22 protein-coding genes are annotated in these 21,249 nt (G+C 63.0%); 20 read left to right on the top strand and 2 right to left on the bottom strand.

Features of this window, described 5'->3' with window-relative positions; all coding sequences use genetic code 11:
- Window positions 1-123: 123 nt before the first annotated feature.
- The 20 genes from plsX to nagZ all read left to right on the top strand — a co-directional run bounded on the left by plsX (window position 124) and on the right by nagZ (window position 19,351).
- Window positions 124-1,230: a phosphate acyltransferase PlsX gene (gene plsX, locus FQ746_RS09555; protein ID WP_144108802.1), complete on the top strand. Its 1,107-nt coding sequence runs from the start codon at window positions 124-126 to the stop codon at window positions 1,228-1,230.
- A complete protein-coding gene (locus tag FQ746_RS09550) occupies window positions 1,230-2,219 on the top strand; it encodes a beta-ketoacyl-ACP synthase III (RefSeq protein WP_144108800.1) in 990 nt (329 codons plus the stop codon). Before plsX ends, FQ746_RS09550 begins: the two co-directional genes overlap by 1 nt.
- A 115-nt stretch (window positions 2,220-2,334) precedes the next feature.
- The gene (fabD, locus tag FQ746_RS09545) at window positions 2,335-3,270 is read left to right on the top strand and encodes an ACP S-malonyltransferase (protein ID WP_144108798.1); all 936 of its coding nucleotides are present in this window, start codon (window positions 2,335-2,337) and stop codon (window positions 3,268-3,270) included.
- A 54-nt stretch (window positions 3,271-3,324) separates the two neighbouring features.
- Window positions 3,325-4,071 carry a 3-oxoacyl-ACP reductase FabG gene (fabG, locus tag FQ746_RS09540; protein ID WP_144108796.1) on the top strand — a complete coding sequence of 249 codons (747 nt, stop codon included), beginning with the start codon at window positions 3,325-3,327 and terminating at the stop codon, window positions 4,069-4,071.
- A 155-nt stretch (window positions 4,072-4,226) separates the two neighbouring features.
- The gene (gene acpP, locus FQ746_RS09535) at window positions 4,227-4,466 is read left to right on the top strand and encodes an acyl carrier protein (RefSeq protein ID WP_004197638.1); all 240 of its coding nucleotides are present in this window, start codon (window positions 4,227-4,229) and stop codon (window positions 4,464-4,466) included.
- Between the two features lie 318 nt (window positions 4,467-4,784).
- Window positions 4,785-6,023 (top strand): beta-ketoacyl-ACP synthase II, encoded by a 1,239-nt coding sequence (gene fabF, locus FQ746_RS09530; protein WP_144108794.1) that lies wholly within the window; start codon window positions 4,785-4,787, stop codon window positions 6,021-6,023.
- 88 nt (window positions 6,024-6,111) lie between these two features.
- Window positions 6,112-6,513: a protein YgfX gene (locus FQ746_RS09525; RefSeq protein ID WP_144108792.1), complete on the top strand. Its 402-nt coding sequence runs from the start codon at window positions 6,112-6,114 to the stop codon at window positions 6,511-6,513.
- A gap of 102 nt (window positions 6,514-6,615) precedes the next feature.
- Window positions 6,616-7,215: an RNA polymerase sigma factor RpoE gene (gene rpoE, locus FQ746_RS09520; protein WP_006051939.1), complete on the top strand. Its 600-nt coding sequence runs from the start codon at window positions 6,616-6,618 to the stop codon at window positions 7,213-7,215.
- A gap of 83 nt (window positions 7,216-7,298) precedes the next feature.
- On the top strand, window positions 7,299-7,940 hold the full coding sequence (locus FQ746_RS09515) for a sigma-E factor negative regulatory protein (RefSeq protein ID WP_144108790.1): 642 nt from the start codon (window positions 7,299-7,301) through the stop codon (window positions 7,938-7,940).
- A 4-nt stretch (window positions 7,941-7,944) separates the two neighbouring features.
- Window positions 7,945-8,988, top strand: coding sequence for a MucB/RseB C-terminal domain-containing protein (locus FQ746_RS09510; protein ID WP_144108788.1), 1,044 nt, complete (start codon window positions 7,945-7,947; stop codon window positions 8,986-8,988).
- Window positions 8,989-9,024: 36 nt separating this feature from the next.
- Entirely contained in the window at window positions 9,025-10,554 is a 1,530-nt protein-coding gene (locus tag FQ746_RS09505; RefSeq protein ID WP_144108786.1) for a DegQ family serine endoprotease, read from the top strand.
- 15 nt (window positions 10,555-10,569) lie between these two features.
- A complete protein-coding gene (locus FQ746_RS09500) occupies window positions 10,570-10,827 on the top strand; it encodes a glutaredoxin family protein (RefSeq protein ID WP_144108921.1) in 258 nt (85 codons plus the stop codon).
- Window positions 10,828-11,043: 216 nt separating this feature from the next.
- A complete protein-coding gene (gene lepA, locus FQ746_RS09495) occupies window positions 11,044-12,837 on the top strand; it encodes a translation elongation factor 4 (protein ID WP_144108784.1) in 1,794 nt (597 codons plus the stop codon).
- 18 nt (window positions 12,838-12,855) lie between these two features.
- Entirely contained in the window at window positions 12,856-13,749 is an 894-nt protein-coding gene (gene lepB / locus FQ746_RS09490; RefSeq protein WP_144108782.1) for a signal peptidase I, read from the top strand.
- Window positions 13,750-13,918: 169 nt separating this feature from the next.
- On the top strand, window positions 13,919-15,136 hold the full coding sequence (rnc, locus tag FQ746_RS09485) for a ribonuclease III (protein ID WP_144108780.1): 1,218 nt from the start codon (window positions 13,919-13,921) through the stop codon (window positions 15,134-15,136).
- Between the two features lie 54 nt (window positions 15,137-15,190).
- Window positions 15,191-16,090: a GTPase Era gene (gene era / locus FQ746_RS09480; protein ID WP_144108778.1), complete on the top strand. Its 900-nt coding sequence runs from the start codon at window positions 15,191-15,193 to the stop codon at window positions 16,088-16,090.
- Window positions 16,077-17,015 (top strand): DNA repair protein RecO, encoded by a 939-nt coding sequence (recO, locus tag FQ746_RS09475; RefSeq protein WP_144108776.1) that lies wholly within the window; start codon window positions 16,077-16,079, stop codon window positions 17,013-17,015. Before era ends, recO begins: the two co-directional genes overlap by 14 nt.
- Entirely contained in the window at window positions 17,012-17,776 is a 765-nt protein-coding gene (gene pdxJ / locus FQ746_RS09470; protein WP_144108774.1) for a pyridoxine 5'-phosphate synthase, read from the top strand. Before recO ends, pdxJ begins: the two co-directional genes overlap by 4 nt.
- Window positions 17,777-17,792: 16 nt before the next feature.
- Window positions 17,793-18,251, top strand: a complete 459-nt coding sequence (gene acpS / locus FQ746_RS09465) for a holo-ACP synthase (protein WP_144108772.1) — start codon at window positions 17,793-17,795, stop codon at window positions 18,249-18,251.
- Between the two features lie 71 nt (window positions 18,252-18,322).
- Window positions 18,323-19,351 carry a beta-N-acetylhexosaminidase gene (nagZ, locus tag FQ746_RS09460; protein WP_144108770.1) on the top strand — a complete coding sequence of 343 codons (1,029 nt, stop codon included), beginning with the start codon at window positions 18,323-18,325 and terminating at the stop codon, window positions 19,349-19,351.
- Between the two features lie 108 nt (window positions 19,352-19,459).
- Here the strand turns inward: nagZ and FQ746_RS09455 are convergent, their stop codons facing one another.
- A complete protein-coding gene (locus FQ746_RS09455) occupies window positions 19,460-20,842 on the bottom strand; it encodes a sigma-54-dependent transcriptional regulator (protein ID WP_144108768.1) in 1,383 nt (460 codons plus the stop codon).
- A 190-nt stretch (window positions 20,843-21,032) separates the two neighbouring features.
- On the bottom strand, window positions 21,033-21,239 hold the full coding sequence (locus FQ746_RS09450) for a CsbD family protein (protein ID WP_144108766.1): 207 nt from the start codon (window positions 21,237-21,239) through the stop codon (window positions 21,033-21,035).
- Window positions 21,240-21,249 lie beyond the last annotated feature (10 nt).

Genomic DNA, 21,249 nt, shown 5'->3' with positions numbered 1-21,249 from the left:
CTTGATATTTTCCCGGCTCGGCAAAAGGCGGCATTCAACTGCCGCTTTTTTGTGTCGATCGCAGTCAGCGTGTTTAGCGCTTACCGCGATCCCATGCGGGGCGCCTGACATTCGTCGCACTCCATGACCGTAAAGCTCACGATAGATTGCATGGGAGGCGACCACGGCCCGTCCGTGACCGTTCCCGCTGCTGTCAACTTCGTTCGTTCGCATCCCGACGCGGCGTTGCTGCTCGTCGGCATTGAAAGTGCGATTCATGCGCAGCTCAAAAAACTGAAGGCTCAGGATCTGTCGTCCCTGACCGTCGTTGCCGCTTCCGAAATCGTCGCCATGGACGATTCGGTCGAAGTGGCGCTGCGCAAGAAAAAAGATTCCTCCATGCGCGTCGCGCTGAACCGCGTCAAGGAAGGCGAGGCGCAAGCCTGCATTTCCGCCGGCAACACCGGCGCGCTGATGGCGGTCTCCCGCTACGTGCTCAAAACGCTGTCCGGCATCGAACGTCCGGCCATCGCGTCCGCACTGCCCAATCCCAAGGGCTACACGATGATGCTCGACCTGGGCGCCAACGTCGACTGTGAACCGCAGCATCTGATGCAGTTCGCCGAGATGGGCCACGCGCTCGTGTCGGCGCTGGAAGGCCGCGAGCGGCCGACCATCGGGCTGCTCAACATCGGCGAAGAAGTCATCAAGGGCAACGACACCATCAAACGCGCCGGCGAACTGCTGCGCGCGAGCACGCTCAATTTTCACGGCAACGTGGAAGGCAACGACATCTATAAAGGCACGGTCGACGTCATCGTTTGCGATGGCTTTGTTGGCAATGTCGCGCTGAAGACGTCGGAAGGTCTCGCGCAGATGCTCTCCAACATGATCAAGGAAGAGTTCGGCCGGTCGTGGCTCACCAAGGTCATGGCGGTGCTCGCGTTGCCGGTGCTGATGCGTTTGAAAAAGCGTGTCGATCATCGGCAATACAACGGTGCGGCCCTGCTCGGGCTGCGCGGGCTGGTGATCAAGAGCCACGGTTCGGCCGATGCCTACGGGTTTGAATGGGCCATCAAACGCGGGTATGATGCCGTCAAAAACGGCGTGCTGGAACGTCTTGCGCGAGCAATGGAAGAGAACGCGTTCTCTCTCGAACAGGCTGCGCGCGAGGCAGGCGGTGCCGGGCAGGCAAGCCCGCTCGCAGGTCAGCCCGCCGAGCCCTACGCTGCGCAATCCTCGAAGGCATAATGGCTCAATCCTCAATTTATTCCCGCGTGCTGGGCACCGGCAGTTATCTGCCGCCCGGCCGTGTCACGAATCAGGAACTGGCTGAACGTCTGGCCAGTCAGGGCGTCGAGACCAGCGACGAGTGGATCGTTGCCCGCACGGGCATCCATGCGCGCCACTTCGCCGCGCCGGACGTGACCACCAGCGACCTCGCGCTAATTGCCTCGCAACGCGCGATCGAGGCGGCCGGTATCGATCCGCAGTCCATCGACCTGATCATCGTCGCCACCTCCACGCCCGACTTCGTGTTTCCGAGCACGGCGTGTCTGTTGCAGAACAAGCTGGGTATCAAGAACAACGGCGCGGCGTTCGACGTGCAGGCCGTCTGTTCCGGCTTCGCCTACGCCGTCGCCACCGCGGACAGCTTCATTCGCAGCGGTCAGCATCGTACGGCGCTCGTCATCGGCGCGGAAACGTTCTCGCGCATTCTCGACTTCAAGGACCGCACCACCTGCGTGCTGTTCGGCGACGGCGCCGGCGCGGTCATCCTGCAGGCGTCCGAAGAACCCGGCGTGCTCGCGAGCGCACTGCACGCCGACGGCAGCCATTCGAACATTCTCTGTACGCCGGGCAACGTGAACGGCGGTGTGATCGAAGGCAGCGCGTTCCTGCACATGGACGGGCAAGCGGTGTTCAAGCTCGCCGTCAACGTGCTCGAAAAGGTCGCGGTCGAGGCGCTCGCCAAGGCCAATCTGACGGCCGACCAGATCGACTGGCTGATCCCGCATCAGGCCAATATCCGCATCATGCAAAGCACCTGCCGCAAGCTCGGCTTGCCGCCGGAACGCATGGTCGTCACAGTGGGCGAGCACGGCAATACGTCGGCTGCGTCCATTCCGCTCGCCTTCGACGTCGCCGTGCGCGACGGCCGCATCAAGCGCGGCCAGCGCGTGCTGATCGAAGGCGTGGGCGGCGGTTTCACATGGGGCGCGTCGGTCATCCGCTTCTGATTGCGGCGACCTTATGGCGCGCACGGTTCACGGCGCGCGCCTACGCTTGAGCGCGCTCGTCCGGATCGAGTGCGCTTCCCATCTATGAATGACAACATCGCTTTTTGGGAACGATATGAAATTTGCGTTCGTTTTTCCTGGGCAGGGTTCGCAGACGGTTGGCATGCTCAACGTATTCGCCGATCACGCGGTCGTGCGTGAGACCGTTCAGGAAGCCTCCGATGCGCTCAATCAGGATCTCGGCAAGCTGATCGCCGAAGGTCCCGCCGAAGATCTCAACCTCACCACCAATACCCAACCGGTCATGCTGACGGCGGCCTACGCGATCTATCGCGCGTGGCAGCAGGCAGGCGGCCCGGCCCCGGCGATCGTCGCCGGCCACAGCCTCGGCGAGTACACCGCGCTCGTCGCGGCGGGCGCCCTGGCGTTCCGCGATGCGGTGCCGCTGGTGCGCTTTCGTGCGCAAGCCATGCAGACGGCCGTGCCGGTCGGCGAAGGCGCGATGGCCGCCATCCTCGGTCTCGACGACGACGCGGTGCGCGCCGTGTGCGCGGAAGCGTCGGTGGCGGGTGTCGTGGAAGCGGTGAATTTCAACGCGCCGTCGCAAGTCGTGATCGCCGGGCACAAGGCCGCGGTCGAGAAGGCCTGCGAGGTCGCGAAGGCGAAGGGCGCGAAACGCGCGTTGCCGTTGCCGGTGTCGGCGCCGTTCCATTCGTCGCTGCTCAAGCCCGCGTCGGATCAGCTGCGCGAGTATCTCGCGAGCGTCAACGTGAACGTGCCGTCCATCCCCGTGATCAACAACGTCGACGTCGCCGTGGTCAACGAACCGGCCGCGATCAAGGACGCGCTGGTGCGTCAGGCCGCGGGCGCGGTCCGTTGGGTCGAAAGCGTTCAGACGATCGCCGCGCAAGGCGTCACGCACGTCGTCGAATGCGGCCCCGGCAAGGTGCTTGCGGGCTTGACCAAGCGGATCGACGGCAATCTGGTGGGCGCTTCGGTATTCGACCCGGCGTCGCTCGACGAAACGCTCAAGCTGGTGACGGCGGGCTGAGTGCGCCTCGAGCGCGATACTAATCGGCCCGGCAAAGGCTACCAGGACTGACAGATGGAAAAGACTCTCGACAAACAGATCGCCATCGTGACGGGCGCGTCGCGCGGTATCGGCCGCGCGATCGCGATCGAACTGGCGCGCCAAGGCGCGACGGTCATCGGCACGGCGACCACCGAAAGCGGCGCGGCCGCGATCACCGAAGCGTTCGGCGCAGCTGGCTTCACCGGCCGCGGCGCGGTGCTCGACGTCAACGACGCGGCCGCAGCGGAAGCGCTGATCGACGGCACGGTCAAAGAATTCGGCGCGCTGCACGTGCTGGTGAACAACGCGGGCATCACGCAGGACCAGCTCGCCATGCGCATGAAAGACGACGACTGGGACGCGGTGATCGACACCAACCTCAAGTCCGTCTTCCGTCTGTCGCGCGCGGTGCTGCGCCCGATGATGAAAGCGCGCGGCGGCCGCATCATCAATATCACGTCGGTGGTCGGCTCGACGGGCAACCCGGGGCAGATCAACTACGCGGCTGCGAAAGCGGGCGTGGCAGGTATGACGCGTGCGCTGGCTCGCGAGATCGGCAGCCGCGGCATCACGGTGAATTGCGTGGCGCCGGGGTTCATCGACACCGACATGACCCGAACCTTGCCGGAAGAGCAGCAAACCGCGTTGAAAACGCAGATTCCGCTCGGCCGTCTCGGTAGTCCCGACGACATCGCTCATGCGGTGGTGTTTCTCGCGTCGCCGCAAGCGGGCTATATCACCGGTACGACTTTGCATGTGAACGGCGGAATGTACATGTAGTAACCAAATTCGGTTACTATCCGCGCCTTGATGCGTTTGCAAAAGCGTAAGGCGCATGCCTTGACAGCCACCCGATGCGCCGCTTTTTTGCCGGGTCAAACCTGATAAAATGCGCGCACCTGTATTTTTGAACTTCTTTTCCCTTTGGAGGGGTAATGGACAATATCGAACAGCGCGTCAAGAAGATCGTCGCAGAACAACTGGGCGTTGCAGAAGCTGAAATCAAGAACGAAGCTTCGTTCGTCAACGACCTCGGCGCCGACTCGCTCGACACCGTTGAACTCGTGATGGCCCTCGAAGACGAATTCGGCATGGAAATTCCGGATGAAGAAGCCGAGAAGATCACGACGGTTCAGCAAGCGATCGATTACGCCCGCGCTAACGTCAAGGCCTAAGGTCATTCGCGCCTGCCTGGCTGCGGTGGCGGCGGTGGTCTTCAACGACGCCCGGTCGTGCCGGCTCTCGGAGCCAGCAGGACATGCGATTTTTTCGCGCCATCGTGGTAGGGAAGTCAGCGATGCTGGCAGCGCAACTTTTCGCGCTCTTACCGAGTATCGGGAAAACGCCGGGCCGCCCCACGTTTTCCAGTCCCGCTGGGGCGATCTGGTGCGCAGCACCGGGTGTAGGGGCGCCTAACAGCCACAGGGCACACAGGGCAGATTCCTGTGGTCGCTGTGGCTTTTGCTTTTGTCATCTATGAAAAAGGGGTTACCGTGAGCCGCCGTCGTGTTGTTGTTACAGGCCTGGGGCTGATTTCGCCTGTTGGCAATAATGTTGCCGACGGCTGGGCCAATCTGGTCGCCGGCAAGTCGGGTATTGCCAATATCACGAAGTTCGATGCGTCGAACTTTTCGACTCGTTTCGCCGGCGAGGTGAAGGGCTTCAATATCGAGGACTACATCCCCGGTAAAGAGGCGCGCCATATGGATACGTTCATCCACTACGGCGTGGCTGCAGGCATCCAGGCGATGCAGGACAGCGGCCTCGAAGTCACCGACGAGAATTCGGAGCGTATCGGTGTAGTGGTGGGTTCGGGCATCGGCGGTCTGCCGATGATCGAGGTCACGCAAACCGAACTGCTGAACCGCGGCCCACGCCGTATTTCGCCGTTCTTCGTGCCGGCGTCGATCATCAACATGATCTCGGGCCATCTGTCGATCAAGTTCGGCATCAAAGGCCCGAATCTCGCAATCGTGACGGCCTGTACGACGGGTCTGCACTGCATCGGCGAGGCGTCGCGTCTGATCGAGTACGGCGACGCGGACGTGATGATCGCCGGCGGTTCGGAGTCCACCGTGTCGCCGCTCGGCGTCGGCGGGTTTGCCGCGGCGCGCGCGCTGTCGCAACGCAACGACGACCCGGCGACCGCCAGCCGTCCGTGGGATAAGGACCGCGACGGTTTCGTGCTGGGTGAGGGCGCCGGCGTCATGATCCTCGAAGAGTACGAACACGCGAAAGCCCGCGGCGCGAAGATTTACGCCGAAGTCGGCGGCTATGGGATGAGCGGCGACGCGTATCACATGACCGCACCGCTGGAAGACGGCGACGGCGCACGCCGCTGCATGCTGGCCGCGATGAAGAACGCCGGTGTGAACCCCGATCAGGTGAATTACCTGAACGCGCACGGCACGTCGACACCGCTCGGCGATCTCGCGGAAACCACCGGCATCAAGCGCGCGTTCGGCGATCACGCCAAAGACATGGTCGTGAATTCGACCAAGTCGATGACGGGTCACCTGCTGGGCGGCGCGGGCGGGCTGGAATCGGTGTTCACGGTGCTCGCCTTGCATCATCAGGTGTCGCCGCCGACGATCAACATCTTCAATCAGGATCCGGCCTGCGATCTCGATTACTGCGCGAACACGGCGCGGGAAATGAAGATCGACGTCGCGCTGAAGAACTCGTTCGGGTTCGGCGGCACGAACGGCACGCTGGTTTTCAAGCGCGCCTGACCGCTTGACGTTTCAGTCGACGCCGCCGGGTCATCCGGCGGTTTCCCCCGCTCCGGTTTTCTCCGACGGAACGCCGCAACGAATCCCGTTGCGGCGTTCCGTCGCGCTTCGTTTTGCGCTGGCGTTTTTGATCCTGACTGCCGCGTGGGCTCTGTTCACCTGCTGCGCGGCTCATCTGGGCGCAAGGCAGGCAGTACCGTTGACGCTCGCGGGTGTCGCGGTGCTGCTTATCTCTGCGGCCCGCTACGAAAGCGCGGCGCCCGTCGAGTTGAAGATCGGCGCCGAGGGCGTGTCCATCTGGGATAGTGATGGCCGCTTGCAGGCACATGGCGCGATTGCGGGCTGTTCGCAGTGGAGCGGCCGTCTTCTGATCCTTGCGCTAACCCAAAGCCCGGGTCGCACGCGCACCCTCGTGCTGGCTGCCGACGCATTGCCCGCCGAAGCGTTCCGCAGGCTGGCCGTGCAAGGCCGACGGGCCTCCGGCGCCTGACTGTAACGACTGTAACCGCTGTTACCTGAGTAACGTCCCAAATTGATAGGGACGCTACAATGGTCCCCCGCCATGCGCCCCTATAGTTAACGGATTTATCAGGTGAGTGAAAAAGAAATTGATCAGGTGCTGGTCGAGCGCGTCCAGAAGGGCGACAAGGCCGCTTTCGAGCTTCTGGTCTCCAAATACCACCGCAAGATTCTCCGGCTGATCTCGCGTCTCGTCAGGGACCCCGCCGAAGTGGAAGACGTCGCTCAGGATGCTTTTATCAAGGCTTATCGGGCGTTGCCGCAATTTCGCGGCGAATCGGCGTTTTATACGTGGTTGTACCGGATTGCGGTCAACACCGCGAAGAACTACCTTGCGACCCAGGGGCGGCGCGCACCCACTTCGACCGAAGCAGATGCTGAAGAAGCTGAAACTTTCTCGGACGCCGACCAACTAAGGGATATCAACACGCCTGAGTCGATGTTGATGAGCAAGCAGATCGCCGAGACGGTCAATGCTGCGATGGCGGTTTTACCGGAAGAGTTGCGCACCGCCATTACTCTTCGTGAAATTGAAGGTTTGAGTTACGAGGAAATCGCTGAGATGATGGGCTGCCCAATCGGCACGGTCAGATCACGAATTTTCCGCGCTCGCGAAGCCATTGCGGCAAAATTGCGTCCGTTGCTTGACACACCCGAAGGCAAGCGCTGGTAAACCACCAGCCGGCCAGTTGGGGCACGGGTGCAATATCTGGATTAGTGGTGTCACTACGGGGTATTCGTAAGATGGGGAGCATCATGGGGTCGGTCTCGGTGCAGTCGCAACACACTCAACAATCGCAAGCCAGCTCGCGCGGCGAGCGTCTTTCCGCTTTCGTCGACGGTGAACTGTTCGGCGAAGAGCATCTGAATCTCAACACGTTTTTTTCCGGGCTGGACGATGAGAGCCGTGCATCCTGGTCCAGTTATCACCTGATCGGCGACGCGCTGCGTTCCGACGATCTCGCGATCAGCCCCGCAGCCAGTAGCGCCTTCCTCAGCGGTTTCACCGCGCGTCTGGACGCCGAGCCGCATCTGCTGGCGCCCGCGGCCGTGCCGGCTGCACGTCGCCTGCTGGGTTTGCGCAAGCGTGTCGTGCCGGCCTTTGCGGTGGCAGCGGCTGCGGCCACGCTCACCTGGATCGTCGTCCCTCAGCTACAAGGCGTGCCGGGTATGCCACAGGTCGCATCGGTCCAGTCGCATGGCGATTCCCTGCAGCGCGTGGCCATGGCTTCGATGCCGGCCGCGTCGGTCCAGCCGGTCGCGCAAGACGCCAATATCATCCGCGACGCCAGTCTCGACCAGTATCTGGAAGCTCATCAGCAATTCGCGCAACAGCCGGTCATGCCGGGTTCCATGCCGCTGATTCGCGCTGCCGCCGTCTCTACGCAAGGCCAATAGTTTGATGCAGACTCCGCGGTTGAATATAACGACTATCTGGGGGCGGCTGCCGGCATTCCTGTTCTGCGCAGCCGTATTGTTGTCCGCAACACCGCGGGTTTTTGCACAAACAGACGATCCGCTCGTGGCCCGTCGCACGGCTGCGGATCTGCTCGATCGCATCCATCAGGCTGCCCAGCAGCAGAATTACGAGGGTGCGTTCGTTTATCAGCGCGGCAATTTCGTGCAGACGTCGCGTATCTCCCATTACGCGACCCGTTCGGACGGCGAGTTCGAGCAACTCGAAAGTCTCGACGGCAAGCCGCGCAAAATGCTTCGTCATAACGACGACCTCTACACGTTCGTGCCGGAGCGGCATCTGTGCGTGGTCGAGAAGCGGCAGAACAAAGACTCGTTCCCGGCCTTGCTGGCAGTCAGCGGCGAGCAGGTGCTGTCGGTCTACGAGCCGAAGCTGCTCGGCAACGACCGCGTGGCGGGTGTCGACAGTCAGGTCATCGAACTCGATCCGAAAGACGCGTACCGTTACGCTTACAAACTGTGGGCGGACAAGAAGACCGGCCTGCTGCTGCGAGCCCAGACGCTCGACGCCAGCGGCCAGGTGCTCGAACAGTTGTCGTTTTCGCAAGTCAGCATCGGCGTGCCGGGCGACAAGGCTGCGATTGCCAATGGCATCCGCAATCTGACGGGCTGGACCGTCGTTCGCCCGCCCGTCGAGCCGGTCGACATGGCCGCGCAGGGCTGGCAGATCACGCCGACCGTGCCGGGCTTCCGCAAGATTCGCGAGTTGCGCCGGCCAATGGCCGCACGCGATGCGGGTCAGCCCACCATTCCGGTCGACCAGGCGGTATTCTCCGATGGCCTCGCGGCCATTTCCGTGTTCGTCGAACCCGTCGAGAACAATACGCGCAAGGAAGGCGCCGGCAGCAGCGGCGCAACGCACGTGCTGGTCAAGCGGCGCGGCGACTTCTGGATTACTGTGCTGGGAGAAGTGCCCCAGGACACACTGCAGCAGTTTCTGTCTGCCATAGAATACAAAGCGCCCAAGTAATCCCCCCGACTCCTGAATCCCTCGGCTTGCTACGATATGACGACTTTCTCGGTACGCAAATTCCTCGCGGCCGCGGTAGTAGCGGCGTGTTTGCCGCTCGTACCGCATACGGCATCGGCGGCCCCGGCCGCCAATCTGCCCGACTTCACCGACCTGGTCGACAAGGTCGGCCCGGCAGTCGTCAACATTCGCACGACTACGCGCGTTTCGAATAGCGGTGCTCGCGGAGGCTTGCCGCCCGGCATGGACGACGGGGATATGTCGGAGTTTTTCCGGCGTTTCTTCGGTATTCCGTTGCCGCAGTCGCCGCAATCCCCGGGTTCGCCGCACGGCGGCGACAACGGCGATAACAGCGGCAGCGGCAGCGGAGGCAGCAGTCCGGACTCGCCGGACAACAGCGATTCGGAAACCAGCAGCGGGGTGGGCTCGGGCTTCATCCTGTCCGCGGACGGCTACGTGATGACCAACGCGCACGTGGTCGACGACGCCGACACCATCTACGTCACGCTCACCGACAAGCGCGAGTTCAAGGCCAAACTGGTCGGCGTGGACGACCGCACCGACGTGGCCGTGGTCAAGATCAGCGCGGCGAACCTGCCCATCATCACCATCGGCGATTCGAACAAGGTGCGGGTCGGCGAATGGGTGGTCGCGATCGGCTCGCCGTTCGGTCTCGAGAATACGGTCACGGCCGGCATCGTCAGCGCCAAGGGGCGCGACACGGGTGACTACCTGCCGTTCATCCAGACCGACGTGGCGGTCAATCCCGGCAATTCGGGCGGTCCGCTCATCAACATGCAAGGCGAAGTGATCGGCATCAATTCGCAGATCTATAGCCGGACTGGCGGCTTCATGGGCATTTCGTTCGCGATCCCGATCGACGAAGCGATGCGCGTGGCCGATCAGTTGAAGAGCACGGGTAAAGTCACGCGTGGTCGCATTGCCGTTGCAATCGGCGAAGTAACCAAAGACGTGGCCGACTCGCTCGGCTTGCCGAAAGCGCAAGGGGCGCTGGTCAGCAGCGTCGAGCTAGGCGGTCCGGCGGACAAGGCCGGTGTGCAGCCGGGCGACATCATCCTCAAGTTCAACGGCCATTCCGTCGATACCGCGACAGACCTGCCGCGTATGGTCGGCGACACCAAGCCGGGCACGAAGTCGACCATCACGATCTGGCGCAAGGGTCAGACGCGCGACCTGCCGGTTACGATCGCCGAGATGCAACCGGACAAGGCCGCGAAGACCGATCAGAAGAAGCCGCAGCCGCCTAAGCAGCGCGCTACGAACGTGCTCGGTCTGGCCGTCAGCGATATCTCCGCCGACCAGATGAAAGCGCTGAAACTCCACAACGGCGTGCAGATCGACGCCGCAGATGGACCGGCCGCTCGCGTGGGCTTGCAGAAGGGCGATATCGTGCTGCGCGTGGGCGACACCGACATCACGAGCGCGAAGCAGTTCGACGAACTGACTTCGCACCTCGATCCGCAAAAGATGGTGGCGCTGCTCGTGCGTCGCGGCGAGAACACCCAGTTCGTGCCGGTGCGGCCGCGCGGCGGCAGCGCGAAGTAGTCCGTGGACAATCGCATGGCGGCGCCGCTCACGCTCTACGGGCGCGCGTGGTGCCACCTGTGCGACGACATGCGCGCCGCGCTCGAGCCGTTGCTGGCCGAGTTCGGCGTCCAGGTCGACATCGTCGATATCGACGCCGATCCGCAACTGGAAGCTCGCTATAACGATTGGGTGCCGGTTCTGGTCTGCGATGGCGTCGAACTGTGCCACTATCACCTCGACGCGGCCGGGGTCCGTGCCGCACTCATGGCGCGGTCGGCTGCGCCACTTTGAGGCCGCAAGCCGCGGACCAATACGCCGCGCGCGACACCGCCTCGGACACCGCCTCACTCACCGTTTCACGCTTCTCCCGAGCCGTCTTTTCCGTCCCGACCTCGCAAGATGCGCCGGGCGACAGCCTTTTCGGCTAAAATAGTCAGGTTTTTCACCTACTTACAAGGCGTGCTCCGCTATTGTCCGAGCGCGCCTTTTTTGCTTGATCGGCACTGAATGGATCATATTCGTAACTTCTCGATCATCGCGCACATCGACCATGGCAAGTCGACGCTCGCCGATCGCATCATCCAGATTTGCGGCGGCCTGTCCGACCGCGAGATGGAATCTCAAGTGCTCGATTCGATGGATCTCGAACGCGAGCGCGGCATCACCATCAAGGCACAAACCGCCGCACTGACGTACAAGGCCCGTGACGGGCAAATCTACAACCTGAACATGATCGACACGCCGGGCCACGTCGACTTCTCATACGAAGTCAGCCGCTCGCTGTCCGCGTGCGAAGGCGCGCTGCTGGTGGTCGACGCAAGTCAGGGCGTGGAAGCGCAAACCGTGGCCAACTGCTACACGGCCATCGAGCTCGGGGTCGACGTGATTCCGGTGCTCAACAAGATCGACCTGCCGGCGGCAAACCCGGAAAACGCGATCACCGAAATCGAAGACGTCATCGGCATCGACGCGACCGACGCCACGCATTGCAGCGCCAAAACCGGCCTGGGCGTGGAAGACGTGCTGGAAGCGCTGATCGCCAAAGTGCCGCCGCCCAAGGGCGACCCGGCCGCGCCGTTGCAGGCGCTGATCATCGACTCGTGGTTCGACAACTACGTCGGCGTGGTCATGCTGGTGCGTATCGTCAACGGCACGCTGCGTCCGAAAGAAAAAATTCGCATGATGGCGACCGACGCGCAGTATCCGGTCGAACATATCGGCGTGTTCACGCCGAAGTCGAAGAATCTCGAATCGCTGTCGGCCGGGCAGGTGGGTTTCATCATCGCCGGCATCAAGGAACTGGCTGCGGCGAAAGTGGGCGACACGGTCACGCACGTGAATCGTGCGGCCGCCGAGCCGCTGCCGGGTTTCAAGGAAGTGAAGCCGCAGGTGTTCGCCGGTCTCTATCCGGTCGAAGCCAACCAGTACGACGCGTTGCGCGACTCGCTCGAAAAACTCAAGCTGAACGACGCGTCGCTGCAGTACGAACCGGAAGTGTCGCAAGCGCTCGGCTTCGGTTTCCGCTGCGGCTTCCTGGGTTTGTTGCACATGGAAATCGTGCAGGAACGTCTCGAGCGCGAGTTCGACATGGACCTGATCACCACGGCGCCGACCGTGGTGTACGAAGTGCTGCAACGCGACGGCACCATCATCATGGTCGAGAATCCGGCCAAGATGCCCGAGCCGTCGAAGATCGAGGAAGTGCGCGAGCCGATCGTCACCGTGAATCTGTACATGCCGCAGGACTACGTCGGTGCGGTCATCACGCTGTGTACGCAAAAGCGCGGCGTGCAGATCAACATGCAGTATCACGGCCGTCAGGTGCAACTCACCTACGAAATTCCAATGGGCGAAGTGGTGCTCGATTTCTTCGACCGGCTGAAGTCGCTGTCGCGCGGTTATGCGTCGATGGACTACGAGTTCAAGGAATATCGCGCGGCCGATGTCGTGAAGGTCGACATGCTGATCAACGGCGACAAGGTCGACGCACTGTCGGTCATCGTGCACCGTTCGCAAAGCCAGTATCGTGGTCGCGAAGTGGCGGCCAAAATGCGCGAACTGATTCCGCGGCAAATGTACGACGTGGCCATCCAGGCGACCATCGGTGCGAACATCATCGCGCGCGAGAACATTAAAGCGTTGCGTAAGAACGTGCTGGCAAAATGCTACGGCGGCGACATTAGCCGGAAAAAGAAACTGCTCGAAAAGCAGAAGGCAGGCAAGAAGCGGATGAAGCAGGTGGGATCGGTCGAGATTCCGCAGGAAGCTTTCCTCGCCATTTTGCGTGTCGAAGACAAATAAGACGAACAACGGAACGTTATGAATTTTGCGCTGATTCTTTTTGTGCTCGTCATTTTGACGGGCGTCGCGTGGGTGGCTGACAAACTGGTTTTCCTGCCGCAACGGCGTCGCGCCGCTGAGGCCGCGGTCGCCGAATTCGACCGCCAGCAGGTCCGCGTCGGCGAGCGTTTCGCCGACGAAAACGCGGCACAAACGCGTGCGCGTCTGCGTGACGACAAGCTGCGTCAGCCGTGGTGGCTCGAATATTCGGCCAGCTTTTTTCCGGTCATTCTGGTGGTGTTCGTGGTGCGCTCGTTCATCGTCGAGCCGTTCAAGATTCCGTCGGGTTCGATGGTGCCGACGCTGCTGGTCGGCGACTTCATCCTCGTGAATAAATTCGACTACGGCATCCGTTTGCCGATCGTCAATACGAAGGTCACGCAAGGCCGTCCGCTGCAACGCGGCGACGTCGTGGTGTTCCGCTATCCGAAAGACGAATCGGTCGACTACATCAAGCGCGTAATCGGCTTGCCGGGCGACACGGTCGCTTATCAGGACAAGCAGTTGACGATCAACGGCAAGCCAGTCGCCGAAACGCCGCTGCCCGACTATCTCGATGAAGAGCGTCTCGGCTACGCGAAGCAGTTCGAAGAAGATCTGGACGGACGCAAGAACGCGATTCTGAACAATCCTGCGGTGCCGCCGTTCATCGTGGGCGCGGAAGATTATCCGTACCGCGACAACTGCACGTACAACGCGCGCGGCGTGATCTGCAAGGTGCCTCCGGGCAATTACTTCATGATGGGCGATAACCGCGACAACAGCGCGGACAGTCGTTACTGGGGCTTCGCGCCGGATCAGAACATCGTCGGTCGCGCGTTCTTTATCTGGATGAACTTCAGCAGCCTGAAACGCATCGGCCTGTTCCACTAGGTTCGCGTGCTTTGCACGATGCGCGAGCCGGTCGCCGACCCGCACGCGCATCGTAGGCAACGTCTTGCCACGCCACTTCAAGAACCTGCGGTAACCGCGCATTACCACGCTTTTTTCGCTGTCCGCCCGGCCTTTCCGTCGGGGCGGGCGCCCGCGTTATACTCTGCCCATGCCCTTATCTCCGTTGGAAAGCCGTCTGCGCTACGAATTTCGCAATGCGGAATTGCTGCGCCAGGCTTTAACACACCGCAGTCACAGTTCCACGCATAACGAACGGCTCGAGTTCCTCGGCGACTCCGTCCTGAATTGCGCGGTGGCTGCGCTTTTGTTCCAGCGGTTCGGCAAACTGGACGAGGGCGATCTGTCCCGCGTCCGCGCCAATCTGGTCAAGCAGCAGTCACTGTACGAAATCGCCCAGGCGCTGAATATCTCCGAAGGTCTGCGGCTGGGCGAAGGCGAGTTGCGCAGCGGCGGCTTCCGCCGTCCGTCGATCCTCGCCGACACGCTCGAAGCGGTGCTGGGCGCAATATTCCTCGACGGCGGATTCGACGCCGCCCAGACGGTCGTCAAACGGCTCTACGTGCCGATTCTCGATCACATCGACCCGCGCACCTTGGGCAAAGACGCCAAGACGCTGCTGCAGGAATATCTGCAAGGTCACAAGATCGCGCTGCCCACCTACACCGTCGTGGCCACCCATGGTGCGGCGCACAATCAGCAGTTCGAAGTCGAATGCACGGTGCCCAAGCTGGACGTGAAAGTCGCCGGTTCTGGCGCGAGCCGGCGCGCAGCCGAGCAGGCCGCGGCTAAAAAGGCGCTTGATGAAGTAATGGCGGCGGCTCCCGCGGTCGTCTCCAAATCCAAGCGCTCGAAGGGCGCACGGGCAGCGAAAGCGGAGCCGGAAATCGTCCCCGGCGTGACCGGCGTTCAGGCGGCGCTCGATTTGCGCAGTCCGGATCGCAAGGAACGCGGAGCGGGGCGCGGCGAACCCCGGCTGGTGCCTGCGGCCGCGCCCGAAGGCTCCCCAGCTGAGCGTCCGACGCTCACCGCCACGCCCGCGCCGTTGGCTGTCATCCGTGCCGCGCACGTCGAGTACAGCCAGGAGAAAGGCGAAAAGGGCGAGAAAGTCGAGAAAGCCGACCGCGCGGAAAAGCACGACAAACCCGCCGCTCCGGCAAATGGCGTAGCGCCCGAGCGCTCATCGCCGGAGGCCGCGCCCGAGATCGTGGAAGCCAGACAGGATTCCACCGCCCGCCAGGCCGACAAGCCGCGCCATCGCGAAGCGGCCCACGCGACAGCGCCCGCGCCGGCTGTGCCGGCTGCCACCGAACACGAACCCGGCGTTGCCGACGCGGTGCAAACCCGCGTCGCCGATGCGGGCCATTGATTGCGCTCGGCGCGCCCATCGCGCGCGCCGATCCGAACCGGCCGTAACCCGAATATGAACACTCCCACTCCCCCCGGTTTTCGCTGCGGCATGGTCGCCATCGTCGGCCGTCCGAACGTCGGCAAATCCACGCTGATGAACGCGCTGGTCGGCCAGAAAGTCAGCATCACGTCGCGCAAGGCGCAGACCACGCGCCACCGTATTACCGGCATCCACACGCTCGACGATGCGCAGTACATTTTCGTCGACACCCCCGGCTTCCAGACCAAGCACAGCGGCGCGCTGAACCGCTCGCTGAATCGCGCGGTCACGTCGACGCTGACGTCGGTGGACGCAATCCTGTTCGTGATCGAAGCCGGCCGTTTCGGCCCGGACGACCAGAAAGTGCTGGACCTGATTCCGCCGAAAGTGCCCACGCTGCTGATCGCCAACAAGCTCGATCGCGTGGGCGATAAAGATACGTTGTTCCCCTTCATGCAGCAGATCAGCGCGCTGCGCGAGTTCAGCGAGATCGTGCCGCTCACCGCCAAGCATCCCGACGACGTCAAGCGTCTGATGGCCACGGTCAAGCCGTTCCTGCCGGAAGGCGCGCCCATTTACGGCGAAGACGACCTGACCGATCGTAGCGAGCGTTTTCTGGCCGCCGAAATCCTGCGCGAAAAAGTGTTCCGCTGGACCGGCGACGAGTTGCCGTACACCAGCACCGTGCTGATCGACAAGTTCGAGACGGAAGGGCGCTTGCGGCGTATTTTCGCGACCATCATGGTGGATCGCGACACGCACAAGGCGATGATCATCGGCCAGAAGGGCGCCAAGCTGAAGCAGATCAGCACCGAGGCGCGGCTCGACATGGAAAAGCTGTTCGACGGGCCGGTGTACCTGGAAACCTTCATCAAGGTGAAGAGCGGTTGGGCCGACAACGAAGCCGGACTTCGCGCGTATGGGTACGAATGACGCGTGGATGACGCTGAATTCCGCCGCCGACCCGGACGACTCGGAGCCGGCCGCACCCGCACGCGAACCGGCCAGAAAAGCCGCTCGCAGCAGCAAAAAGTCCTCCAGTAAAAGCACGCAGGACAGCGCAGACGGCGAACCGCGTAAAGCGGCGTCTACCAGTGCCCCGCGTGCCCCGCGAGCCCCGCGCGCGTCCCGCTCGTCCGCCTCCGAATACCGGATCGCGGAACAACCCGCCTTCGTGCTGCACAGCTACCCGTACCGCGAGACCAGTCTGATTATCGACGTGCTGTCGCGCGATCACGGCCGTCTCGCGCTCGTCGCGAAGGGCGCGAAGCGTCCGCACTCCGCGTTGCGCGGCGTGCTGCAGACATTCCAGCCGCTCGCGCTGTCGTGGTCGGGCAAATCCGAAGTGCGCACATTGACCGGCGCCGAATGGGTCGGCGGCATGTTGCCGCTCGCCGGCGACGCGTTGCTCTGCGGTTTCTACGTGAACGAACTGCTGGTCAAGTTCTGCGCGCGCGAAGACCCGCATCCGCAACTCTTTCACCACTACGTCGTGACGATGACGCGGCTGGCGCACGACGAGCCGCCGGTGCAGGTGTTGCGCTCGTTCGAGCGCGTGCTGCTGCGCGAAACCGGCTATGCGATGGCGCTCAATCGCACCGTCGCGCGTCAAACCGTGCGGGCCGACGGCCGCTATGTATTCGATCCGGAGCGCGGCGTGCGCGAGGCGTCGGACGAGCTGCCCGCGCAATGGCCGATTGTGTCCGGACAAACCTTGCTGGATATGGAGCAGGACGATTACCATCGTGCGCAAACTATCGCGCAGAGCAAAACCCTGATGCGTTTCCTGCTGAACACTTACCTTGCCGGCACGCCGCTCGCGACGCGCCAGATCCTGATCGACTTGCAGAGCTTATGAGCTTCTTTCTTACGTCGCCGACTGTGATTGACCTGGGCGTGAATATCGATCACGTCGCCACGCTGCGCAACGCGCGCGGCACGTCCTATCCCGATCCGATCCGCGCGGCGCTGCTGGCCGAGGAAGCCGGCGCCGACGTCATCACTTTGCACTTGCGCGAAGACCGCCGCCACATCGTCGACGCCGACGTGCGCACGCTGCGCCCCTTGCTGAAAACGCGCATGAATCTCGAATGCGCGGTGACCCAGGAGATGCTCGACATCGCCTGCGAAGTGCAGCCGCACGACGTGTGTCTGGTGCCGGAAAAGCGCCAGGAACTGACCACCGAAGGCGGCCTCGACGTCGCCGGACAATTCGAAGCAGTACGCGCGGCGTGCCGGCAACTGGCCGACGCGAAATCGCGTGTGTCGCTGTTCATCGATCCGGACGAAACGCAGATTCGCGCCGCGCACGAAGCCGGCGCACCGGTGGTCGAACTGCACACCGGCCGTTACGCCGAAGCGCACGACCCCGCCGAACAGCAACGCGAATTCGAACGCGTAGTGCGCGCCGTCGAGTTCGGCGCGACGCTCGGCATCAAGGTGAATGCGGGCCATGGCCTGCACTACACGAACGTGCAGCAGATCGCGGCGATCGACGGCATCGTCGAGTTGAACATCGGTCACGCGATCGTCGCGCATGCGATCTTCGCGGGCTGGGAAAACGCCGTGCGCGAGATGAAGGCGATCATGGTCGCCGCGCGTCTCGGCGCGCGCGCCTGAGCGGGCGGCCGCGGCCATGACGATCTACGGGATCGGTACGGACATCGTGCAAGTGAGCCGTGTGGCGGCGGTCATGACGCGCACCAACGGCCGCTTCGCCGAGAAAGTGCTCGGCCCCGACGAACTGCGCATTTACCACGCCCGCACGGCGCGGTCGGCGGCACGCGGGCTCGCATTTCTGGCCACGCGTTTCTCGGCGAAGGAAGCGTTTTCAAAAGCGATCGGCATGGGCATGCACTGGCCGATGACATGGCGCGCGCTGCAAACACTCAACAAGCCAAGTGGCGAGCCGATGGTGGTGGCCTCCGGCGAACTGGCCGAGTGGCTCGACGCGCGCGGTATCACGGCGCGTGTGACGATCAGCGACGAGCGCGATTATGCGGTGTCGTTCGTGATCGCCGAGACGTCGCAGCAGGGATCGCAACCGGGGTTGCCACCGACGTCGTCAGTCACCGAGCCGGATTCCACGCCTTGAACGAACGGGCGACGCGCCGTCTCCGGCGTTCAGCCGCTTCTTTTCTCCCAGCTTTCTCCCCCAGACATTCGATGAAAATCCTTCCCGGACCGGTGATGCTCGACGTGGTCGGCACGACGCTGAACGACGACGACAAACGCCGCCTCGCCCACCCGATGACCGGCGGTGTAATTCTGTTCGCGCGCCACTACGAGAGCCGCGCGCAACTGGTCGCGCTCACTGCGGCGATCCGCGCGATCCGTGAGGATCTGCTGATTGCCGTCGATCACGAAGGCGGCCGCGTGCAGCGCTTTCGCACCGACGGTTTCACCGTACTGCCGGCGATGGGCAAACTCGGCGCGCTATGGGATAGCGACGTGATGCACGCCACCAAGGTGACGACCGCGGTCGGCTACATCCTCGCCGCGGAGTTGCGCGCTTGCGGTATCGACATGAGCTTTACGCCGGTGCTCGACCTGAACTACGGGCAGTCGCAAGTCATCGGCGATCGCTCGTTTCACCGCGATCCGCGTGTCGTGGCGATGCTCGCGAAGAGCCTGAATCACGGTCTCGCGCTCGCCGGTATGAGCAATTGCGGCAAGCACTTCCCGGGGCACGGTTTCGCGCACGCGGATTCGCACGTCGCCATGCCGGTCGACGATCGTCCGCTCGACGCGATTCTGCGCGACGATATTGCGCCTTATGACTGGCTCGGCGTCGCGCTCGATGCCGTGCTGCCCGCGCACGTGGTTTATCCACAGGTGGATGCGAAGCCGGCGGGTTTTTCGCGCGTCTGGCTGCAGGAGATTCTGCGCCAGCAGTTGCGCTTCGAAGGCGCGATTTTCAGCGACGATCTGTCGATGGAAGCGGCCCGGCAAGGCGGCACGCTCACCGAGGGCGCAAGCGCCGCCTTGCACGCAGGCTGCGACATGGTGCTGATCTGCAATCAGCCGGAGCAGGCGGAGAAAGTGCTGGATGAGCTGCGCTTCACGCCGTCGAAGGAATCGCGGCGACGTCTGAAGCGCATGCGTCCGCGCGGCAAGGCGCTGACGTGGAGCAAGCTGGTTGCGCAACCGCGCTATCTGCAGGCTCAGGCGCTATTGCGCAGCGCGTTTGCCTGAGACCGGCGCGCTGCGCTGAATCAGGCGCTCGCGCGCGAAAAAAAACGGCACCTCGTTTCGAAGGTGCCGTTTTCGTTTTGGCCGGCAGAAGCCCGCCTGCCGCGCCCATCAGTTCAAGCGCATCCGCTGCAGTTTGTTGTAGAGCGTCTTCGGGCTGATACCCAGCAGCGATGCCGCGCGATGCCGGGTGCCGCCGACCGCATCGAGTGTCGCGCGAATCAGCATTTCCTCGACGTCGGCGAGCGGCGTGCCGACGGTCACCTGCACCCGGCTGCCGTTCAGATCGCGTCCGTTCGCCGAGCCCGCCTCATCGGCGCGCAGCGATTCGACCACGTCGCCCGATGCATGGTAAGCGCGCCGCACGCGGTCTTCGAGTTCACGCACGTTGCCCGGCCATTCGTAGGCGAGGCATTCACGCAGGAAGTTGGGACCGACCTGCTTGGCCCCTTCCGGGGCGCCGTGAGTGAGCGCTTCGTGATTCAACTCGTCGACGATCGACTGCGCGAGCAGCGCGGGATCGTCGCCACGCTCGCGCAACGGCGGCAGCGTGACCGCGGCTGCTTCGAGGCGCAGGGCGAGGTCTTCGTGCAGGCTGCCGTCGGCGACTGCGGCGCGCGGCGACTTGCGTGTCGATGCGATCAGGCGGAAGTCGGTGACCACCTGGTTCGTGCCGCCGACCCGCATGAAGGTTTGCGAGTCGAGTGCGCGCAACAGCGCTTCCTGCTGCGCACGTGGCAGTTCCGCGATCTCGTCGATGAACAGCGTGCCGCCGCTTGCCTGTTCGAAGAGACCGGGCTCGCGCTGGTCCGCACCGCTGAACGCTCCGCGTTCATGGCCGAACAGAATGCTGTCGAGCGAACGATGCGCGGCGAGGCTCGCGGCCGTGCGGCAGTCGAACGTGATGAACGGACCTTTGCGGCGCCGGCTCATGTCGTGCAGGGTGCGCGCGGCGACCTGCTTGCCGGTGCCGGCTTCGCCGGAAATCAGCACGGCGGCTTCCGTCGGCGCAATATGTTCGATCGTGTCGTAGACGTGCTGGATGGCGCCGCTGCGGCCGACCATCGAGCCGAAACGGCCGAGTTGACGCAGCGACGCGCGCAGCGTCTGCACTTCTTCGGTCAGTTCGTACGGACGCGGAATGCGCGCGAGCAGGCTGCGCAGGCGGGGAATGTTCACCGGCTTGAGCAGATAGTCCCAGATGCCATGCCGCAGGCCTTCGATCGCGCTCTCGACCGTCGCGTTACCGGTCATCACGATCACGGGCAAGGCGCCGCCAGGCGGATGCGCGGGCAGATGCTGGAGCACGTCGAGCCCACTGCCATCCGGAAGATTCAGGTCGACCAGCACGACGTCGGGAATGAAGCGCGTGAGCGCAGCGCGGGCTTCGGCGATCGTGGTCGCCGTATCGACGGAAAAACCGTCCGCGGCGAGGATGGCGGACAGACCTGACAAGCTATTCGGATCGTCTTCAACAATCAGGGCGTGTGGCATGGCGAGTGCATTTTTTAAATGGATTGGACTACCCGATGGACCGCTCTACCTACCCCGCACGACCCTTTCCGCTCAATGCCTGGGCGAGCGGGGGAGAATCGTCTACGGTAGTCCGGTCCTTTTTGTTTACTTCGAGACGCGGCGCCGGCATACCCTCGGCGCTGCGTCTGTACATCCTTCACTCGACGGCTCAAGAATCCCGGTTGCTGTCGAAAAAGCGGCGTACTTCGACCTCCGCCTGTTCGCGCGTTTTGCCGTAGCGTTCCTGAATCAATCCGGCCAGTTTGTCCGCACGGCCTTCGGCTTTGGTCAATTCGTCGTCCGTCAGTTCGCCCCATGCCGTTTTTGCCCGGCCAAGCATCTGTTTCCACTTACCTTCCGCGATGTCGTTATTCATTTCGCATCTC

Origin of the sequence: Paraburkholderia sp. BCC1886, from assembly GCF_900996245.1 — a bacterium.
Classification (GTDB): domain Bacteria; phylum Pseudomonadota; class Gammaproteobacteria; order Burkholderiales; family Burkholderiaceae; genus Paraburkholderia.
The sequence above is the reverse complement of the archived record's forward strand: the minus strand, read 5'-3'. Positions and strand labels throughout refer to the sequence as shown.

What these genes read in the sequence shown, in the direction of transcription:
- rnc (WP_144108780.1), top strand. Translation starts at nt 13,919, where the DNA reads ATGCCCTTATCTCCGTTGGAAAGCCGTCTGCGCTACGAATTTCGCAAT.
- plsX (WP_144108802.1), top strand. Translation starts at nt 124, where the DNA reads ATGACCGTAAAGCTCACGATAGATTGCATGGGAGGCGACCACGGCCCG.
- FQ746_RS09450 (WP_144108766.1), bottom strand. Translation starts at nt 21,239, where the DNA reads ATGAATAACGACATCGCGGAAGGTAAGTGGAAACAGATGCTTGGCCGG.
- acpP (WP_004197638.1), top strand. Translation starts at nt 4,227, where the DNA reads ATGGACAATATCGAACAGCGCGTCAAGAAGATCGTCGCAGAACAACTG.
- era (WP_144108778.1), top strand. Translation starts at nt 15,191, where the DNA reads ATGAACACTCCCACTCCCCCCGGTTTTCGCTGCGGCATGGTCGCCATC.
- FQ746_RS09515 (WP_144108790.1), top strand. Translation starts at nt 7,299, where the DNA reads ATGGGGTCGGTCTCGGTGCAGTCGCAACACACTCAACAATCGCAAGCC.
- FQ746_RS09550 (WP_144108800.1), top strand. Translation starts at nt 1,230, where the DNA reads ATGGCTCAATCCTCAATTTATTCCCGCGTGCTGGGCACCGGCAGTTAT.
- lepB (WP_144108782.1), top strand. Translation starts at nt 12,856, where the DNA reads ATGAATTTTGCGCTGATTCTTTTTGTGCTCGTCATTTTGACGGGCGTC.
- acpS (WP_144108772.1), top strand. Translation starts at nt 17,793, where the DNA reads ATGACGATCTACGGGATCGGTACGGACATCGTGCAAGTGAGCCGTGTG.
- recO (WP_144108776.1), top strand. Translation starts at nt 16,077, where the DNA reads ATGGGTACGAATGACGCGTGGATGACGCTGAATTCCGCCGCCGACCCG.
- fabD (WP_144108798.1), top strand. Translation starts at nt 2,335, where the DNA reads ATGAAATTTGCGTTCGTTTTTCCTGGGCAGGGTTCGCAGACGGTTGGC.
- nagZ (WP_144108770.1), top strand. Translation starts at nt 18,323, where the DNA reads ATGAAAATCCTTCCCGGACCGGTGATGCTCGACGTGGTCGGCACGACG.
- FQ746_RS09510 (WP_144108788.1), top strand. Translation starts at nt 7,945, where the DNA reads ATGCAGACTCCGCGGTTGAATATAACGACTATCTGGGGGCGGCTGCCG.
- lepA (WP_144108784.1), top strand. Translation starts at nt 11,044, where the DNA reads ATGGATCATATTCGTAACTTCTCGATCATCGCGCACATCGACCATGGC.
- FQ746_RS09500 (WP_144108921.1), top strand. Translation starts at nt 10,570, where the DNA reads ATGGCGGCGCCGCTCACGCTCTACGGGCGCGCGTGGTGCCACCTGTGC.
- fabG (WP_144108796.1), top strand. Translation starts at nt 3,325, where the DNA reads ATGGAAAAGACTCTCGACAAACAGATCGCCATCGTGACGGGCGCGTCG.
- pdxJ (WP_144108774.1), top strand. Translation starts at nt 17,012, where the DNA reads ATGAGCTTCTTTCTTACGTCGCCGACTGTGATTGACCTGGGCGTGAAT.
- FQ746_RS09455 (WP_144108768.1), bottom strand. Translation starts at nt 20,842, where the DNA reads ATGCCACACGCCCTGATTGTTGAAGACGATCCGAATAGCTTGTCAGGT.
- FQ746_RS09505 (WP_144108786.1), top strand. Translation starts at nt 9,025, where the DNA reads ATGACGACTTTCTCGGTACGCAAATTCCTCGCGGCCGCGGTAGTAGCG.